Origin of the sequence: Streptomyces sp. NPDC002698 (assembly GCF_042888945.1) — a bacterium.
Lineage (GTDB): Bacteria > Actinomycetota > Actinomycetes > Streptomycetales > Streptomycetaceae > Streptomyces.
In genome coordinates this window covers 237,214-253,648 of record NZ_JBIAQM010000010.1, presented here as the reverse complement: position 1 = coordinate 253,648, position 16,435 = coordinate 237,214, and the positions used below count along the sequence as shown (strand labels likewise).

Below are 16,435 nucleotides of genomic sequence, written 5' to 3'. Positions count from 1 at the left end.
ACGCCTCACCCCACCTGGCACTCGGAGCCGTCGCGGCGTCACCACTCCAGCGCCCAGGGCCGGCCCGACCCCGCGAAGTGCCCCACATTGACGCATTCCGTCGCCCCCACACGCATCCGGCGGACGAGAGGCTGATGGACGTGGCCGAAGAGCGCGTAACGGGGGCGCGTGCGCCGGATCGCGTCCAGCAGCGCGAGGGAACCGCGCTCGAAGCGGCGCGCCACGGTGTCGTACACGAGTTCCGGCACCTCCGGCGGGATGTGCGTGCACAGCACGTCGACCTCGCCGACCGCCTCGATCTTGGCCGCGTACTCCTCGTCGCTGATCTCGTACGGCGTCCGCATCGGTGTCCGCAGCCCTCCTCCGACGAAACCGAAGACGCGGCCGCCGATCTCGACCCGCTCGCCGTCGAGGACGGTGGTGCCCGGGCCGGCGTACTCCGGCCACAGGGCCGGCATGTCGACATTGCCGTAGGTCGCGTACGTCGGTTCCGGGAAAGCGGCGAACATCTCGGCGTACTGCCTGCGCACCGCCTTCTCGATCGCCGCGGCCCGGTCGGTGCCGATGCCCGCCCACAGCCGGGCACCGAACGCGCGCGCCTCCTCGAAGCGGCGGGCGGTGCGCAGCTCGACGATGCGGTCGGCGTTCTCCACGCCGAAGAGGTCCGGGAAGATGCCGCGCGCGTGGTCGGCGTAGTCGAGGAAGAGGACCAGGTCACCGAGGCAGATCAGAGCGTCGGCGCCGTCGCCGGCCCGCGCCAGGTCGCGGGCGTTGCCGTGCACGTCGCTGACCACATGAATACGCGTCCTGGGACGGCCGACCGGTGTGGATGCCATGACGATCAAGCGTAGGCCGGTGCGGCAAACGTGAACAGAGGCGGCCGGACCTGCGATTACTGGCACGCGCGGAAGGGCGTGGACTACTGTGCGCGCAGGAACGCCACCACGTGTGACGCATGGAACATCTCGCCGGGACCCCCTGTCGAAGACCCCATACCGGCGGGTAACGTCCGGGCAGTCCAGTCGTACTCAGGATTTCAACAAGTGATCTCTTGAGTACTTGCCCGAGCCTTGGACCGCACCGTCGCATCACACAGAGTCGTGGCGCCGGCGCCCTATGAGGAGCAGCAGTCTTGCGCGAGTTCAGCCTTCCGGCTTTGTACGAGGTCCCTGCGGACGGAAATCTCACCGACATCGTCCGCAGAAACGCCGCGCAGCATCCCGACGTAGCCGTGATCGCCCGCAAGGTGGGCGGCACCTGGACGGACGTCAGCGCCACCACCTTCCTCGCCGAGGTGCTGACCGCGGCCAAGGGCCTGATCGCCTCGGGCGTGCGGCCCGGTGACCGGGTCGGCCTGATGTCCCGTACCCGCTACGAGTGGACGCTGCTCGACTTCGCGATCTGGAGCGCCGGCGCCATCACCGTGCCGGTGTACGAGACCAGCTCCCCCGAGCAGGTGCAGTGGATCCTCGGCGACTCCGGCGCCACCGCCTGCATCGTGGAACTGCCCGCGCACGCGGCCTGCGTCGAGTCGGTACGGGACCGGCTGCCCGCCCTCGAACACGTCTGGCAGATCGAGGCCGGCGGCGTCGAGGAGCTGGGGCGCCTGGGCGCGGACGTCAGTGACGCCACCGTCGAGGAGCGCAGCTCGTTCGCGAAGGCGGACGACCCGGCGACCATCGTCTACACCTCCGGGACCACCGGCCGCCCCAAGGGCTGCGTCCTGACCCACCGGGCCTTCTTCGCGGAGTGCGGCAACATCGTGGAGCGGCTGCGCCCGCTGTTCCGCACCGGTGAGTGCTCGGTCCTGCTGTTCCTCCCGCTCGCGCACGTCTTCGGGCGGCTCGTGCAGGTCGCGCCGATGATGGCGCCGATCAAGCTGGGCTGCGTCCCGGACATCAAGAACCTCACCGACGAGCTGGCCTCGTTCCGGCCGACGCTGATCCTCGGTGTGCCGCGCGTCTTCGAGAAGGTCTACAACTCGGCGCGCGCCAAGGCCCAGGCGGACGGCAAGGGCAAGATCTTCGACAAGGCCGCGGACACGGCGATCGCGTACAGCCGCGCGCTGGACACCCCCTCGGGGCCGTCCCTCGGTCTGAAGATCAAGTACAAGACGTTCGACAAGCTCGTCTACAGCAAGCTGCGCGCGGTGCTCGGCGGTCGCGGCGAGTACGCGATCTCCGGCGGTGCCCCGCTGGGCGAGCGGCTCGGCCACTTCTTCCGCGGTATCGGTTTCACGGTCCTGGAGGGCTACGGCCTCACCGAGTCCTGTGCGGCCACGGCCTTCAACCCGTGGGACCGTACGAAGATCGGCACGGTCGGCCAGCCGCTGCCCGGCTCCGTGATCCGTATCGCCGACGACGGCGAGGTGCTGCTGCACGGCGAGCACCTGTTCCAGGGGTACTGGAACAACGAGGCCGCCACCGCCGAGGCGCTCGCCGACGGCTGGTTCCACACCGGTGACATCGGCACCCTCGACGAGGACGGCTACCTCCGCATCACCGGCCGCAAGAAGGAGATCATCGTCACGGCGGGCGGCAAGAACGTCGCTCCGGCCGTGATAGAGGACCGTATCCGGGCGCACGCGCTGGTCGCGGAGTGCATGGTGGTCGGCGACGGGCGGCCGTTCGTCGGCGCGCTGGTCACGGTCGACGAGGAGTTCCTGGCCCGCTGGGCCGCGGAGCACGGGAAGCCGGCCGGCTCCACCGCGGCCTCGCTGCGCGAGGACGCGGACCTGGCCGCCGCCATCCAGGACGCGATCGACGACGGCAACGCCGCGGTGTCCAAGGCCGAGTCGGTCCGCAAGTTCCGTATCCTCGACCACCAGTTCACCGAGGAGTCGGGGCACCTGACGCCGTCGCTGAAGCTGAAGCGGAATGTGGTGGCGAAGGACTACGCGAACGAGATCGAGGCACTTTATCGGGGCTGATGCCCGAGCGGCCGGGTTCCACCCCGGCCGGGAACTTCACGGCTCGGCCCCCTTCGCTGGAGGGGGCCGAGCCGTTTCCGTTCCTGGGTGCGGGGTGCGGGGTGCGGGGTGCGGGTGAGGGGGTCCGGATCCCGCCGTGGGGGTGGGGTTCGTCCCGGGCGGGAGGCTCGTCGTGGTTGCTCGCGCAGTTTCCCGCGCCCCTGAGCGCGCCCTGACGGGCGCCCGCCAGGGGGCCGTTCAGGGGCGCGGGGAACTGCGCGGCCCGCAGGCGCAGGCGGGCGGCAAGCGGCAGCCCCGCGGGCGGGCCCGGTACCGCTAGAGCAGCTCCCGGAGGCGTTCCGCCAGGAGGTCCCAGCGCCAGTTCTCCTCGACCCAGGCCCGGCCGCGTTCTCCCATGCGGCGGCGGAGTTCGGGGTCGCCGAGCAGGGTGACGATGCGGTCGGCCGCGTCCTCGGCGGAGCCGCCGCGGACGACCCAGCCCGTCTCGCCGTCGAGCACGGCGTCGGGCGCGCCCCCCGAGTCGCCGGCCACCACCGGAAGGCCCGTCGCCGACGCCTCCAGGTAGACGATGCCGAGCCCCTCGACGTCGAGTCCGCCCCTGCGGGTCCGGCACGGCATCGCGAACACGTCCCCGGCCCCGTAGTGCGCGGGCAGTTCCGACCAGGGCACCGCCCCGGTGAACCGGACCGAGTCCGCGACCCCGGTCTCGTGCACGAGCTTGCGCAGCTCCTTCTCGTACGGCCCGCCCCCGACGATCAGCAGCACCGCGTCCGGCTCCTTGGCCAGGATCCGCGGCATCGCGAGGACGAGGGTGTCCTGGCCCTTGCGCGGGACCAGACGGGAGACGCAGACGACGACCGGCCGGTCGGTGAGGCCGAGGCGGGCCCTGACCTCGTCGCCGCCCGAGCCGGGGTGGAAGGTCCGCTCGTCGACGCCGGGCGGCAGGCGCACCATGCGCGCGGCCGCCTCGGGGGTCAGCGCGGAGGCGATCCGCGAGCGCGTGTACTCCCCGAGGTGGGTGATCGTGTCGGTGGACTCTCCGATCCGGCGCAGCAGCGTGCGGGCGGCGGGAAGCTGGGCCCAGCCGGCCTCGTGGCCGTGCGTGGTCGCCACGAGGCGGGTCGCGCCCGCTCTGCGCAGGGCCGGCGCCATCAGGCCGAGCGGCGCCGCCGCCCCGAACCACACCGACGTACAGCCGTGTTCACGCAGCAGGCCGACCGCCCGCCGGGTGGCGCCCGGCGTCGGAAGCAGCATGGTCGTACGGTCCCGTACGACGGTGAAGGGCTGCTCGGCGTCGAACGCGGCGGTCGCCTCGGCACCCTCGTGGCCGCGCTTCCAGGTCGAGGCGTAGACGACGATCCGCCCGGGATCCAGGCGCAGCGCCATGTTGTGCAGAAAGGCCTGGATGCCGCCGGGGCGGGGCGGGAAGTCGTTCGTCACGATCAGGGTCTTGTGCATCGTGTTCGACAGTACCGAACCTATACTCACAGCTCCGCACGGCCGCGCTTGACGGCTCGTACACAGACCGGTGGGTCACCCTGGGGCCGCGAACAGCGCGGCGGCGAGACACACGCGGATTCCGGACGATGAGGGCCAGGTGGGCATGACCGGGGCACGGAGCGCGAGGTTCCCCTTCGCCATGACCGCACTGCTGGCGATCTGGGGCCTGACCAGGCTGGCGCTGCTGCTCTTCGTGGCCAAGGTGTACGTCTTCCCCGGCCCGGACGTCACCAGCGACGTCTCCGTGATCTACCACGGCTGGTACGAGGTCCTGCAGGACGGCCGGTTCCCGCTGCACGACGTCACCTGGCAGTACCCGCCGGCCGCCTCCCTCGCGATCCTCTCGCCCGCCCTGCTGCCCTTCCTCGACTACGCGCACGCCTTCTTCGTGCTGGCCTTCGTCGCCGACCTGGTGGTGTTCGGGCTGCTCCTGTACGCGGGCTCACGCTCGGGCAAGAGCGTGCGGGGTGCCTGGGTGTGGATGATCGGGGTTCCGCTGCTCGGCCCGACCGTGTACGCCCGCTACGACGTGATGGTGACGGCCGTCGCGGTCGCCGCGCTGCTCGCCGGCTCCCGCCACCCCCGGGTGATGGGCTTCCTCACGGGCTTCGGCGCGATGGTGAAGGTCTGGCCGGTCCTGCTGCTGCTCGGCGCCGTGCGCCGGCGGTCCTGGGCCTGGGCGGCGGGGACGGCGACCGGGGTCGCGGCGGTGTTCTTCGCGACGATGCCGGGCGCGTTCGCCTTCCTGACCTTCCAGCGCGACCGTGGCACCGAGGTCGAGTCGCTCGGCTCCCTCGTCTTCCACGTGGCCAGGCACCACGGCTGGAACGGTCGGGTGCTGCTCAACTACGGCTCGGTGGAGTTCGTCGGCCCCTACGTCGACGTGGTGAGCACGGCGGCCCTGGTCCTCACCGGGTTCGCCTTCGGCTGGCTGCTGCTGTGGCGGCTGTGCGTCAAGCGGTTCCTGTCGCACACGCTCGCCGACGCGGCGTTCGTCGCCGTCCTGATGTTCACCGCGACCAGCCGGGTCATCAGCCCGCAGTATCTGGTGTGGCTCGTCGGGATCGCCGCGGTCTGCCTGTGCTTCCGGGCGAGCCGGATGGTGCTGCCCGCCTTCCTGGTGCTGGTCGCGTGCTTCGTGACGGTGCTGGAGTTCCCGACCTGGTTCGGCGACGTCGTCGACAGCACGGACCTCGGCATCACCCTCCTGGTGCTGCGCAACGGCCTGCTGGTGGCCGCCTCGGTGCTGGCCGCCCGGGAGCTGTGGCGCTCCACGGTCTCCCGGCCGGCGCCGGATCTCCCCGCTCAGGCCGCCCGAGCCAAGGAGACCCTGGCGTCCTCCTGACGCCCGGTCCGCGCGCTCCGCCGGGCCCACAGCCACAGGGCCGCGCACTGCACCGTCATGGACAGCGCGAGGGCCAGACAGATGCCCGGCAGCCCCAGTCCGGACAGGGCGAGGGCGAGGGGCAGCTGGACCGCCGTGCCGGTCAGCGTCACCCGCAGCAGCACGGGCGCTCCCCCACTGCCCTCGAAGACCCCGCCGAGGGCGATGAAGCAGGCCATCAGCAGCAGGTAGGGGCCGACGCAGCGCAGGAACAGCACGCCGTCGTGGGCGACCCCGGGGCCGGCGCCGAAGGCCCGCATGATCCAGGGAGCCAGGGCCCCGAGCAGTCCCGCGGCGAACAGGCCGGCGGTCCCCGAGACGAGGACGGCCTGCCGTCCGATGGCGCCGCGCTCGTCACGCCCCGCGCCCCGGCTGTGCGCGGTGTGGATCGAGGCGGCCTGCCGGACCGAGTAGAACGCCATGGTGGCGACGTACATGACCTTGTAGGCGATCGCGTAGGCGGCCACCGCCGTGGTCCCCAGGCGGGCAACGATCGCGACCAGGACCAGGGCGCCGCCCTGCCGCACGGTGAAGTCGGCGGACATGGGCAGCCCGGTGGTGAGACACCGGCGCAGGGCCGCGCCGGTGCCCTCGGCCGGCGTCGCGCGGGCCGCCTTCGACAGCAGGGTGTCGCGGCGCAGGGCGCGCAGGCCCGCGACGAGGGCCACCGAGCGGCACAGCACGGTCGAGAGGGCGGCACCCCGGACGCCGTACGCGTGGATGAGAAGCGGGTCGAGGACGAGGATCAGGCCGTTGGCCAGCAGGGCGAGGCGCATCGGGGTGCGGGTGTCGCCGGCGCCCTTGAGGATGCCGTCGACGAGGTTCTGCGCGAAGAAGACGGCGATGCCGGGCAGGGAGACGGCGAAGTACTGGACGGCGAGGGTCAGCGCGCGTCCGTCGCCGCCGAGGACCAGCCGGGCCAGCGGCTCGCGCAGCAGGAAGCCGCCCAGGGCGATCACCGGTGTGACGGCGGCGCACAGCGCCCAGCCTCCGCGGACGGCCGCCCGGACCGCTCCCGGGTCGCGGGCGCCCCGCGCGTGCGCGACCAGGACGGTGGTGCCGGAGGCGAAGACCAGGGCGACGCCGAGCAGCACGTTCTCGGTGTTCGTCGCGACGGCGACGGCGGCCACGGCGTCACGGCCGAGCCGGGAGACCCAGACGGTGTTGATGATTCCGGCGGCGACGGAGGCGAGCAGCGAGAGGTAGACGGGGTGGGCGAGTGCCATGAGCTGCTTGCGATGCGCGTCCAACGAAGGCCCCCTCGATACGAGCTACCTCGATTAGAGGTAGCTCGATAAGAGGTACCATGGGTGGGTGCACCCCGCAACCACCCGGACGCGCCGACCTCGCGGGCCGTCGGCGTCCACGAAGGAAGGGCCGGCCTGATGCTGGAGCTGTCGATCCTGGGCTTCCTGTACGAGGAGCCGCTGCACGGCTATGAGCTGAAGGAGCGCATCAAGGCCCTCACCGGCCACGTCCGGCCGGTCAGCGACGGCGCCCTCTACCCGGCGATCACCCGCCTGGTCGCCGCGGGCCTGCTCGACCAGCACACCGAGCCCGGCAGCGGCGCGGCCCCGCGGCGCATCCTGTCGCTCACCGACAAGGGCCGCGAGGACCTCCTGGAGCGGCTGCGGCACCCCAGGCAGGCCGAGATCACCGACCACGTCCGCTTCAACACCCTGCTGGCCTTCCTGCGCCACCTGGGCGACCCCCGCGAGCAGGCCGCGGTGCTGCGCCGCCGCCAGGAGTTCCTCCAGGCCCCGACGAGCTTCTTCTACGAGGGCGGCCGGCCGGTGCGCGCGGAGGAGGCCGACGACCTGTTCCGCCAGGGCATGCTGCGGGTGGCGCGGGCGACCGGCGAGGCGGAGCGGGCCTGGCTCGCGGAGGCCGTTCACCGGCTGGAGGGGTGAACGGCCCCACGCGTCAGCCGAGCTGGTCCCCGAGGTACTGCCGCCACAGCTCGGCGAACCGCTCCGGCGTCGTGCGCAGCACGTCCCGCAGCGCGTCCTCGACCGCCCCCGCGCGCTTCCCGTGGTCGCCCACCGCGCGGTAGAAGTCGTTCAGCCGGACCTCGCCCCAGTGGTCCGCGATCAGCCGGCAGGCCATCCAGCCGCCCTCGTACGCCCGTGCCAGCGCGCCCGCGTCCGCGGTGAACCCGAAGTCCTCGTCGTCGGGCAGCGCGGCCGGGACGCGCCCCTCGGCCACCGCGCGCTGGAGTTCCGGCGCGACCTGCCCGGGCGCCCGCCCGCTGCCCCGGTAGCCGGCCCAGTCCGCGTACCCCTCGGAGAGCCACAGCGGGGTGGCGGCCGTGGTGTGGGCGCGGGTGGCCACGTGCGTGGTCTCGTGGGTGAGCACGACCTGCTTGCCGAGGCCGCCGAGAACGCCGTACGCGTCCGGGTTGACGATGATCCGGTCCGCGGGCGCCTTCGCCGAAGGTCCCGCCTCCCCGGTGGTGACCGCGGCGATCCCCCGGTACCCGGACGCCGGAGCCCCGAGCAGCCCCGCCATCCCCTCCAGCGACTTCGGCACGAGGACCACGACGTGCCGCGACCAGTCCGCGCCCCAGGCGTCCGACACGGCCGGCACGGCACGGTCCGCGAGACCCGCGAAGGCCCGCAGCCGCTCGCCGGACTGCCCGACCCCCAGGACGAGGCTGTGCTCACCCCGTACGGCCGTCACGGCCCCCTCGTCCCACAACTGGTCGCCGCCCTTGCCCGACGGCTTGTCGGAGGTGACGCGCCAGGTCCCGCCGGCACGGGTCAGCGCGAGGGCGCGGTCCACCTTGACCGGTGCCGTGTCGTAGCCCGCGATGCGGTAGCGCAGTTCGGCGCGGGCGGTGGCGCTGTCGCCGGAGCGGCTCAGACCGGCCAGCCGGTAGGACCAGCCCGCCAGCGGTACGTCACGCAGGTTCGCGAGGCCGGTTCCGGCGCCCACCGCCGCGCCGGTGGACCGGAACGCCGCGTCGTCCCGGTCCAGGACCGCGGCCGCCCGCCGGTCGAGGACGCGCTGCACGTCGGCCGCCGCGGTGTCCGGCGCCGTCCGGCCGCCGCAGCCGACGAGCCCGGCGAGCAGCAGCACCACGGAGAGCCCCGCTCGCGACGCGCACCTTCGACCAGCCATTCTCCCGATCGTACGGCGCCCGCGCCCGCCCGCCGGAACGCTCGCCCCGCCCGCCCCGCGCCCGGTCCGCGCCCCGTCAGACCCGGGTGACGGACGAGATCGGCATCATCCCGACCGGGTCGTAGCGCACCGGGGCGCCCGGATAGGGCGCGTGGATCACCTGGCCGTTGCCCACGTACATCCCGACATGGCCGGCGTCCGACCGGTAGGTGACCAGGTCACCGGGCCGCGCCTGGGAGAGCGGGATCTGCCGTCCGGCGAACCGCTGGGCCTGCGAGGTACGCGGCAGACCGACCCCGGCGTGCGCGTAGGACCACTGCATGAGGCCCGAACAGTCGAAGCCGCCGGGCCCGTTGGCGCCCCACACATAGGGGCGGCCGAGCGCCGAGCGGGCCGCGGCGACGGCGACGGCCGCGCGTGACGAGGAGGCGACCGATCCGCCGAGGCCGGGCACGTCGGTACGCAGCGAGCGCGACGCCCGGTCGTAGGCGGCGCGGTCGGCGTACGGCAGCGAGTTGAGCAGCTGCCGGGCCTTGGCCAGTTTGCCCTCGATGACCCGCTTGTTCCGGGCGACCGTCGTGCGGCTGCGCGCCAGTTCGGCGAGTTTCCCGTCCGCCTCCTCGCGCTCCTGGGCGAGGCCGCGCAAGGCGAGCCGGAGTTCCCTGAGTTCGCCGGCCTGGCGGGTGCTCATCCGGTCGAGCGCGGAGGCCTTGTCGAGGTAGTCGTCCGGGTCGGCCGAGAAGAGCAGCGCGAGGGAGGGGTCGAGGCCGCCCGAGCGGTACTGCGCCCCGGCGAGCGAACCCAGCGCGTCCCGCATGGTGTTGACACGGTCCTGCTGCCGGGCGATCTCGTCCTGAGCCGTGCCGATCTGCTCACGCAGCCGGTCGCCGCGCTCGTCGGCCTTGTTGTACGCCTCGGTGGCCTTCTCCGCCTGGGCGTAGAGGCGGTCCACCTCGGCCCGGGTGTCGCCCCGCGGCGCCGCGGAGGCGGGCAGGGTGCCGAGCGCGGCGGCCGCCGCGGACATCACGCAGGCCGCGACACCGAAGGCGCCGGCGCCCCGGTCGAAGCCGGTCGGTGCAAGGCGGCGATGGAACCCCACGAGTTGCCGCACTCCCTTCCGCTGACGGTCCCCTCCGCCGGGGGAACGCGGCAGACAGTAACCGTGCGACCACGCGGCGACCAAAGCCCTCCGCGGGCACACACAGTGACGCCCCGCCGGAGACGCAGGTCACCGACGGGGCGTGGGGTCAGCGCGAGTTGTCGCAATTCGCCCGTTTGGGCGGCGCGGCAGGAGGGCGCTCCGGGCGGCGGGCTTCACATCCCGTCCGCCCGTGCGGATCAGATCCGGACGCCGAACTGGAAGGGCATGTTGCCGATCGACTCGTAGCGGACGACCGTGCCGGTGCGCGGGGCGTGCAGCACCTGGCCGTTGCCCGCGTAGAGACCGACATGGTGCTGGTCGCCGTAGAAGATGACCAGGTCGCCGACCTGGAGGGCACTCTGCGAGTAGATGCGGGTGCCCGCGTTGGCCTGGTCCTGGGATATGCGGGGCAGCTGCACGCCGGCCTGCCCGTAGGCCCAGGAGGTGAGGCCCGAGCAGTCGAAGGAGCTGGGGCCGGTGGCACCGTAGACGTACGGCGAGCCGATCCTGGTCTTGGCGGCGGCGAACGCGGCGGCGGCACGGCCCGAGGCGGCCGGGGTGTCACCGAGGTCGACACGCTCGCTGGCGCGGGTGGCCCGCTCCTGCTCCTCGGAGGCCAGCGCCGCCTTCTCCTGCGCCGTCAGCGTGTTCAGGAGCTTCTGCGCGGAGCCCAGCTTGCTCTGGACTTCCTTCTTCTTCTTGGCGAGCTCGGCCCGGGTGTCGGAGAGGTCCTTGAGCTTCGCGGAGGCCTCGGCACGCTGCTGGGCGAGCGAACGCTGCTTCTCCTGGACCTTCTCGAGCGACTCGACCTGCTGGGCGCTCAGCTGGTCCATGGCCGAGGCCTTGTCCAGGAAGTCGTCCGGGTCGGAGGAGAGGAAGAGCGCCACGGAGGGGTCGATGCCACCGGTGCGGTACTGGGCGCTGGCCATCGAACCGAGGCCCTCGCGCAGCTCGTTGAGCTCTTCCTGGCCGCGGGCGACGTTGTCCTGGAGAGCGCTGATCTGCTTCTGCAGCTTCTGCTGCTTCTCCTTGGCCCCGTTGAGCTTCTCAGTGGCCTGCTCGGCCTCTTCGTAGAGCTTGTCGACCTTGGTCTTGACCTCGTCCTTGTTGGGCTTCTCGGACGGCGCCGCGTTGGCGGCGTTCGCGCTGAGGACAACAGCGGCAGCGGCGGCGGTGGTGAGCACGGTCACACGGGCGCGGCTCGGCTGCTTGGGTCGACGGTGGGACGCCACGAAGGCGAGCTCCTTCTTCCTCCAGCCGCCTGCCGAAAACGCCGACGGGCGGTGCCCCTCCACCGTCACTCCTCATGAGTGATCACCCTAGTTGGAGGTTCAGGCCATGACCCTAGTGACCTACTTGTGATCAGTTCAAATCCAAACCTGAAAATTCTTTGTCACGGAGCGCATTCTTTGCCATCAACTCACCAGCAGTGATGTCCGCTTGACACTACGTCGCGTGAACATCCGGCGAATTGAGGCATCAGGCCCAGAAGTTATGCATGGTGCGTACGCGACTCATGCGACTTAGGCCACCGATCGTCGCGCGCGTGAAACCCGGCCCCTGGAGAGCGGAACGAGACTCCGGAGCAGGCGCGGAAGAGCCGGTGGAACATGACGAAAGGGAGGAAGCGTGCGGAAGGCTCAATGCCGGAGGAGAAGCGCGAAACGGGCACGAGGGGATCACGAAGGGAACCCGAGGGGATCGCAAAGGGATCGCGAGGGGAGGACGTGCGACGGGAACGTGCCCGCGGGAGTCGCTCAGCCGCGCGAGAAGCGCTTGAGGAGCACCACGGACGCCACCGGCCGGGCGCCCGCCTTGGCGATCCCGTCCGCGACCTCGCGGTCGGTCGAGGCCACGATGACCGGCCGGCCGGGCGGCTCGGCCCGCACGAGCTGACGGATCAGCTCGTCGGCCGTGACGCCGGGCTTGGAGAACAGCACCCGCACCCCGCGCGGAGGCGCGAGCAGCACCGGCGCGGCCAGTTCGGCCCCGTCGAAGACACAGGTGACCTCGGCGCCGGTCTGCGCGGCCAGCTGCGAGAGCTGGCCGAGCAGCCGCAGCCGCTGCTTCTCCAACGGCATCTGGGGATAGCCGGTCTTGGTGACGTTGTAGCCGTCGACGACCAGATGCGCCTGGGGCAGCGCGAGCAACTGGTCCAGGATCGCCGGGTCGTTCTCGGACAGCGCGCGGGCGGCGATGTCCTTGGGGGTCATCCGTCCGGGCTCGACCGCCTCGACCGTCTCCGCGGGCCGCACCGAGACGGGAGGCAACGCCAGTTCCCGGCGCAGCCCCTGGGCCGCCTCCAGCACGGTGTCGAGCAGCAGCCGCACCCGCATGTCCTCGACGCTGCGCCCCTCCCGGGCCGCCTTGCGGGTGGCCTCCAGGGCCGCCTCGGCCTCCGAGAGACGCGCCTTGAGCCGCCGCGTCTCGCTCTCGGCCGCGGACACCTGGGTCTGGCTCTCCGCCTTCGCCCCGTCCGTCTCGGCCTGGAGCTTGCGCAGGGCCGCCTCACCGCGCTTGACGTCGCTGAGGGCCCCGCGCAGCTTGCGGTGAAGCGATTCCGCTTCCTTGCGGGCCGCTTCCAGTTCCGCGCGCAGCCGTTCGGTCTCGGCACGCGTCTGCCCGCGGGCCTCCTCGAGTTCCGCGCGCAGCCGGTCCAGTTCGGCGCGGCTCTCCTCGCCGGCGCGCTCGGCGTCCGCCCGCAGGGCCTCCTCGCCCGCGGCGGTCACCAGCTTCACCCAGCCCGCGGGACGCACGACATAGGCCGCGGCCGCCACGTCCAGCGGATCCGCGGCCGGGGGCGGCGCGCCCGAGTCGAGAGCGCCGACGAGCTCCGGCTGGGCCTCTCTGAGCTTCTCGGCGATGCGCTGTCTGAACAGCGGGTCCGTCTCCAGCGCCGAGGCCATCGCGTTGCCGGCGAACTTGGCGCGGCGATTCGGGGCGAACCGGGCGTACTGCCGCAATTGCGTGGGCAGTTCGGACACCGTCAGCCCGCCGAAGCCGTCCGAGACGATCTGTACGACGCGTCGGCGCACGCCGTCGGGCAGCGGACGGTCGAGCACCTCGGCGGTGCCGTCGTCCGGCTCCCCACCCGTGGTCTCCACCATCCGTTCACCCCAATATCCGTGCGGGGCCCGCTCCCTCAGGAGCCGGCGCCCGGCCTGTCCACCAGTTCGACCTGATCCACCGCGTTGCACCAACGGCACCGCACCGACTCGATGGTCTCACTGACCACCTCGCGCTCCTCGACCCTGGGCTCACCGGCCAGGTCCAGGTGCACATACTCGACGACCTTCGACGAGCGGGTCACGTCGAAACGTGTGAGGTTGCCGCAGAGGGCGCAGCGCCAGCGGGTCTTGGCGTCGGGCAGGGGAACTGTCATAGGGCAGCCGCTTTCCTTCTCGTGTCCGTCCGGCGCCGGTTTCCCGGTGCTATGGCTCGTAACCCTACGGCCTGGCGGGTACTCGACGCTCGGCTGTCCACGGCGGCGAGGCGGTCTGTGCGCATCGGTGCGGTTACGTCATGCTCTGCACCATGATCGGCAATTGGAGTGCGACGGTCGTCAGGGCGCTGCGGGGCCGGTCGACGCCGGTGACGTACGCACTGATCGTCCTGTGCTGTCTGATCTTCGTGATCGGTCCCGCCTCGGGTCTGGATCCCGCGTACGGCACCGGGGACGAGCTGCTGGTCGCGCAGCGGGCCTATTTCCGCCGCTGGGGCGTGGTGCCGGCGGCCCTGTTCGGCGGGGCCCCCGGCGAGGCGCTCACCCCCGCGACCGCCCTGTTCATCCACGGAAGCTGGCTCCATCTCCTGGGCAACATGCTCTTCTTCTACGTCTTCGGGCTCATGACCGAGGAGCGCATGGGCCATCTGGAGTTCGCCCTCTTCTACCTGGGCTGCGGCTATCTGGCCCTGCTCGGCTACGCCGCCGCCAACGCGACCTCGCAGCAGTCCCTGGTCGGGGCCTCCGGGGCGATCTCCGCGGTGCTCGGCGCGTTCCTGTACCTGTTCCCCAGGGCCCGGGTGACCAGTCTCTTCCCGTTCCTGTTCTTCCTGCCGCTGCGGTTCCCCGCCTGGGTGGTGCTGCCGTTCTGGTTCACGCTCCAGTGGCTGGCGGCCGGCCGCAGCTCCCCGGGCCCCGGAGTCGCCTATCTGGCCCACCTCGTGGGCTTCTCCCTGGGTTTCGTCTACGCGTGGGCGCGGTTCCGGCCCCGAAGGCCGCTCGCGCCCGTTCGGGGGGGTGCTGCCGGGGCCCCGGTGGAGCGGCCGGGCCAGGTGGACCGCGAGTAGGGTGAGATCCCCAGCAGCGGCCCCCTAGGGAGAGAACCAGCCGTGATCACCGCGATCGTCCTCATCAAGACCAGCGTGGACCGGATCCCCGAGATCGCCGAGTCGATCGCGTCCCTGGAGAGCGTCAGCGAGGTCTTCTCCGTCACGGGTACCTACGACCTGATCGCCATGGTCCGGGTCCAGGCCCACGACGACCTGGCGGACGTCATCCCCGGCAAGATCAGCAAGATCCCGGGCGTCGAGGCGACGGACACGCACGTGGCGTTCCGTACGTACTCCCAGCACGACCTGGAGGCGGCGTTCGCGATCGGTCTCGACTCCTGACCGACGCGGCACCGCCTCCGGGCGAAGCCGCCGTGGGCGTCAGACCGCCGGGACGCAGCGGCCGTCCTCGGTGCGGTACCGCCAGCGCGCGCCGTCCCTGACGAGCTCGCGCACCGCGCGGACGAAGCGCTCGACGTGCTCGTCGGGGGTACCGGCGCCGAAGCTGACGCGGATGGCGTTGAGGGATTTCTCCCCGGGCGCCGCCTCGGGGGCTCCGCACTCCCCCTGGGTCTCCGGGGCGCTGCCGAGCAGCGTGCGGACGAGCGGGTGGGCGCAGAAGAGGCCGTCGCGCACCCCGATGCCGTACTCGGCGGAGAGCGCGGCCGCGAAGTGCGAGCTGTTCCAGCCCTCGACGACGAAGGAGATGACGCCGACCCGCGGGGCGTCGTCGCCGAAGAGGGAGAGGACCCGGACCTCGGGGACCTCGGCGAGGCCCTCGCGGACGGTGCGGATCAGGTGCCGCTCGCGGGCGAGCAGGTTGTCGAAGCCCTCGTCGGTGAGCGCCTTGCAGGCCGAGGCGATCGCGTAGGCGCCGATGACGTTCGGCGAGCCGGCCTCGTGCCGGGCGGCGCTGTCGTGCCACTCCACGTCCACGCCGCCGTCCGCGCGCCGGGTGACCTTGCGGCTGGCCCCGCCGCCCGCGAGGTAGGGGTCGGCCTCGCGCAGCCAGTCGGAGCGGCCCGCGAGGACACCGGAGCCGAAGGGCGCGTACAGCTTGTGCCCGGAGAAGGCGACCCAGTCGACGTCGAGGTCCTGGACCGACACCGGGTGGTGCGGGGCGAGCTGCGCGGCGTCGAGGACGATGCGGGCGCCGTGGGCGTGCGCGGCGGCGGCCAGCTCCCGCACCGGCCACAGCTCCCCGGTGACGTTCGAGGCGCCGGTGACGCAGACCAGGGCCGGGCCGTAGGGGTCGCGGGCGGCGAGGGCGTGCTCCAGGGTGTCGACGGCCTCGGCGGGGGTGCGCGGGGCGTTCAGGTAGGTCACCCGGGCGTCGCGCCAGGGCAGCAGCGAGGCGTGGTGCTCGGTCTCGAAGACGAAGACCTGGCAGTCGGCCGGGAGGGCCGCTGCGAGCAGGTTGAGCGAGTCGGTGGTGGAGCGGGTGAAGACCACCTGGTCGCCGGCGCGGCAGTCGAGGAACTCCTCGACGGTCCTGCGGGCGTTCTCGAAGAGGTCGGTGGAGAGCTGCGAGAGGTAGCCGGCGCCCCGGTGGACGCTGCCGTAGTAGGGCGCGTACGCGGCCACGTCGTCCCACACCCGCTGGAGGGCGGGTGCGCTGGCGGCGTAGTCGAGGGCCGCGTAGGTCACCTCGCCGCCGGTGACGAGCGGGACGGTGACATCCCGGCCGAGAACGGGCAGGGGGGCACAAACGGTCTGGTCGGCGGCAACGGTGGAGACAGACATGGCGAGCTCCTGTGAGAGGCAGGCGGGATCACCGCGCGAGCTGGCCGCCGGGAGGCAGGGCTGGGCTCGGCGCGGGAAAAGGTGAAAAGGGTGTGCGGAGGCGGGGCTCTACGCCCTAGCGCATTCGCTTGCTCACAGAAGGCTCCCTCGAACGACCAGGACCCCTGGTTGCATCCGCCCGACGGGCGGGAGGGGTCCGCGCTTGCCGTAGGCCTCGCTGCCTACGACCTGGTCTTCACCCGGGGCACCCCGCCACGGACGGAGGGTTGCCGGACAGCCGGCCGGGGCCTGATGGCTGTCACTCATGACCTGGTACAGCATCTTGCCAGAGGATCTTCCACGCGCA

Annotated in this window: 14 protein-coding genes and 1 riboswitch; of the genes, 5 read left to right on the top strand and 9 right to left on the bottom strand. The window is 72.2% G+C overall.

Annotated elements, in window-relative coordinates:
• Positions 1–38: 38 nt before the first annotated feature.
• The gene (locus ACFYW9_RS17425) at positions 39–794 is read right to left on the bottom strand and encodes a metallophosphoesterase (protein WP_389150640.1); all 756 of its coding nucleotides are present in this window, start codon (positions 792–794) and stop codon (positions 39–41) included.
• A gap of 338 nt (positions 795–1,132) precedes the next feature.
• On the opposite strand from ACFYW9_RS17425, the gene ACFYW9_RS17420 reads away from it, so the two are divergent.
• Positions 1,133–2,929: an AMP-dependent synthetase/ligase gene (locus tag ACFYW9_RS17420; protein WP_329299221.1), complete on the top strand. Its 1,797-nt coding sequence runs from the start codon at positions 1,133–1,135 to the stop codon at positions 2,927–2,929.
• A gap of 315 nt (positions 2,930–3,244) precedes the next feature.
• Here ACFYW9_RS17420 and ACFYW9_RS17415 read toward each other — a convergent pair whose 3' ends face one another.
• Positions 3,245–4,387, bottom strand: coding sequence for a glycosyltransferase family 4 protein (locus ACFYW9_RS17415; protein ID WP_351867581.1), 1,143 nt, complete (start codon positions 4,385–4,387; stop codon positions 3,245–3,247).
• Between the two features lie 181 nt (positions 4,388–4,568).
• On the opposite strand from ACFYW9_RS17415, the gene ACFYW9_RS17410 reads away from it, so the two are divergent.
• Positions 4,569–5,774 (top strand): glycosyltransferase 87 family protein, encoded by a 1,206-nt coding sequence (locus ACFYW9_RS17410; protein WP_389150587.1) that lies wholly within the window; start codon positions 4,569–4,571, stop codon positions 5,772–5,774.
• Here ACFYW9_RS17410 and ACFYW9_RS17405 read toward each other — a convergent pair.
• Positions 5,735–7,063 (bottom strand): MATE family efflux transporter, encoded by a 1,329-nt coding sequence (locus ACFYW9_RS17405; RefSeq protein ID WP_389150584.1) that lies wholly within the window; start codon positions 7,061–7,063, stop codon positions 5,735–5,737. The two genes, ACFYW9_RS17410 and ACFYW9_RS17405, sit on opposite strands and share 40 nt — an antisense overlap.
• A gap of 135 nt (positions 7,064–7,198) precedes the next feature.
• Between ACFYW9_RS17405 and ACFYW9_RS17400 the strand changes: the two genes are divergently transcribed.
• Entirely contained in the window at positions 7,199–7,723 is a 525-nt protein-coding gene (locus tag ACFYW9_RS17400; RefSeq protein ID WP_351867687.1) for a PadR family transcriptional regulator, read from the top strand.
• Between the two features lie 13 nt (positions 7,724–7,736).
• Here ACFYW9_RS17400 and ACFYW9_RS17395 read toward each other — a convergent pair whose 3' ends face one another.
• From ACFYW9_RS17395 to ACFYW9_RS17375, 5 genes are all read right to left on the bottom strand, one after another.
• Positions 7,737–8,933, bottom strand: coding sequence for a hypothetical protein (locus ACFYW9_RS17395; RefSeq protein ID WP_389150581.1), 1,197 nt, complete (start codon positions 8,931–8,933; stop codon positions 7,737–7,739).
• 76 nt (positions 8,934–9,009) lie between these two features.
• Positions 9,010–10,032, bottom strand: coding sequence for an NlpC/P60 family protein (locus tag ACFYW9_RS17390; RefSeq protein WP_351867589.1), 1,023 nt, complete (start codon positions 10,030–10,032; stop codon positions 9,010–9,012).
• 239 nt (positions 10,033–10,271) lie between these two features.
• Entirely contained in the window at positions 10,272–11,306 is a 1,035-nt protein-coding gene (locus ACFYW9_RS17385; RefSeq protein ID WP_351867592.1) for an NlpC/P60 family protein, read from the bottom strand.
• 525 nt (positions 11,307–11,831) lie between these two features.
• On the bottom strand, positions 11,832–13,181 hold the full coding sequence (locus tag ACFYW9_RS17380; protein ID WP_389150577.1) for an NYN domain-containing protein: 1,350 nt from the start codon (positions 13,179–13,181) through the stop codon (positions 11,832–11,834).
• Positions 13,182–13,216: 35 nt separating this feature from the next.
• Positions 13,217–13,456 carry a hypothetical protein gene (locus ACFYW9_RS17375; protein ID WP_351867597.1) on the bottom strand — a complete coding sequence of 80 codons (240 nt, stop codon included), beginning with the start codon at positions 13,454–13,456 and terminating at the stop codon, positions 13,217–13,219.
• A gap of 152 nt (positions 13,457–13,608) precedes the next feature.
• Between ACFYW9_RS17375 and ACFYW9_RS17370 the strand changes: the two genes are divergently transcribed.
• Both ACFYW9_RS17370 and ACFYW9_RS17365 read left to right on the top strand, forming a co-directional pair.
• A complete protein-coding gene (locus ACFYW9_RS17370) occupies positions 13,609–14,364 on the top strand; it encodes a rhomboid family intramembrane serine protease (protein WP_389150572.1) in 756 nt (251 codons plus the stop codon).
• Positions 14,365–14,406: 42 nt separating this feature from the next.
• Entirely contained in the window at positions 14,407–14,688 is a 282-nt protein-coding gene (locus tag ACFYW9_RS17365) for an Lrp/AsnC family transcriptional regulator (RefSeq protein ID WP_037624013.1), read from the top strand.
• A 39-nt stretch (positions 14,689–14,727) separates the two neighbouring features.
• On the opposite strand, the gene ACFYW9_RS17360 is transcribed toward ACFYW9_RS17365, so the two are convergent.
• Positions 14,728–16,089 carry an aminotransferase class V-fold PLP-dependent enzyme gene (locus ACFYW9_RS17360; protein WP_389150568.1) on the bottom strand — a complete coding sequence of 454 codons (1,362 nt, stop codon included), beginning with the start codon at positions 16,087–16,089 and terminating at the stop codon, positions 14,728–14,730.
• 193 nt (positions 16,090–16,282) lie between these two features.
• Positions 16,283–16,399, bottom strand: a riboswitch (SAM riboswitch).
• Positions 16,400–16,435: the final 36 nt, after the last annotated feature.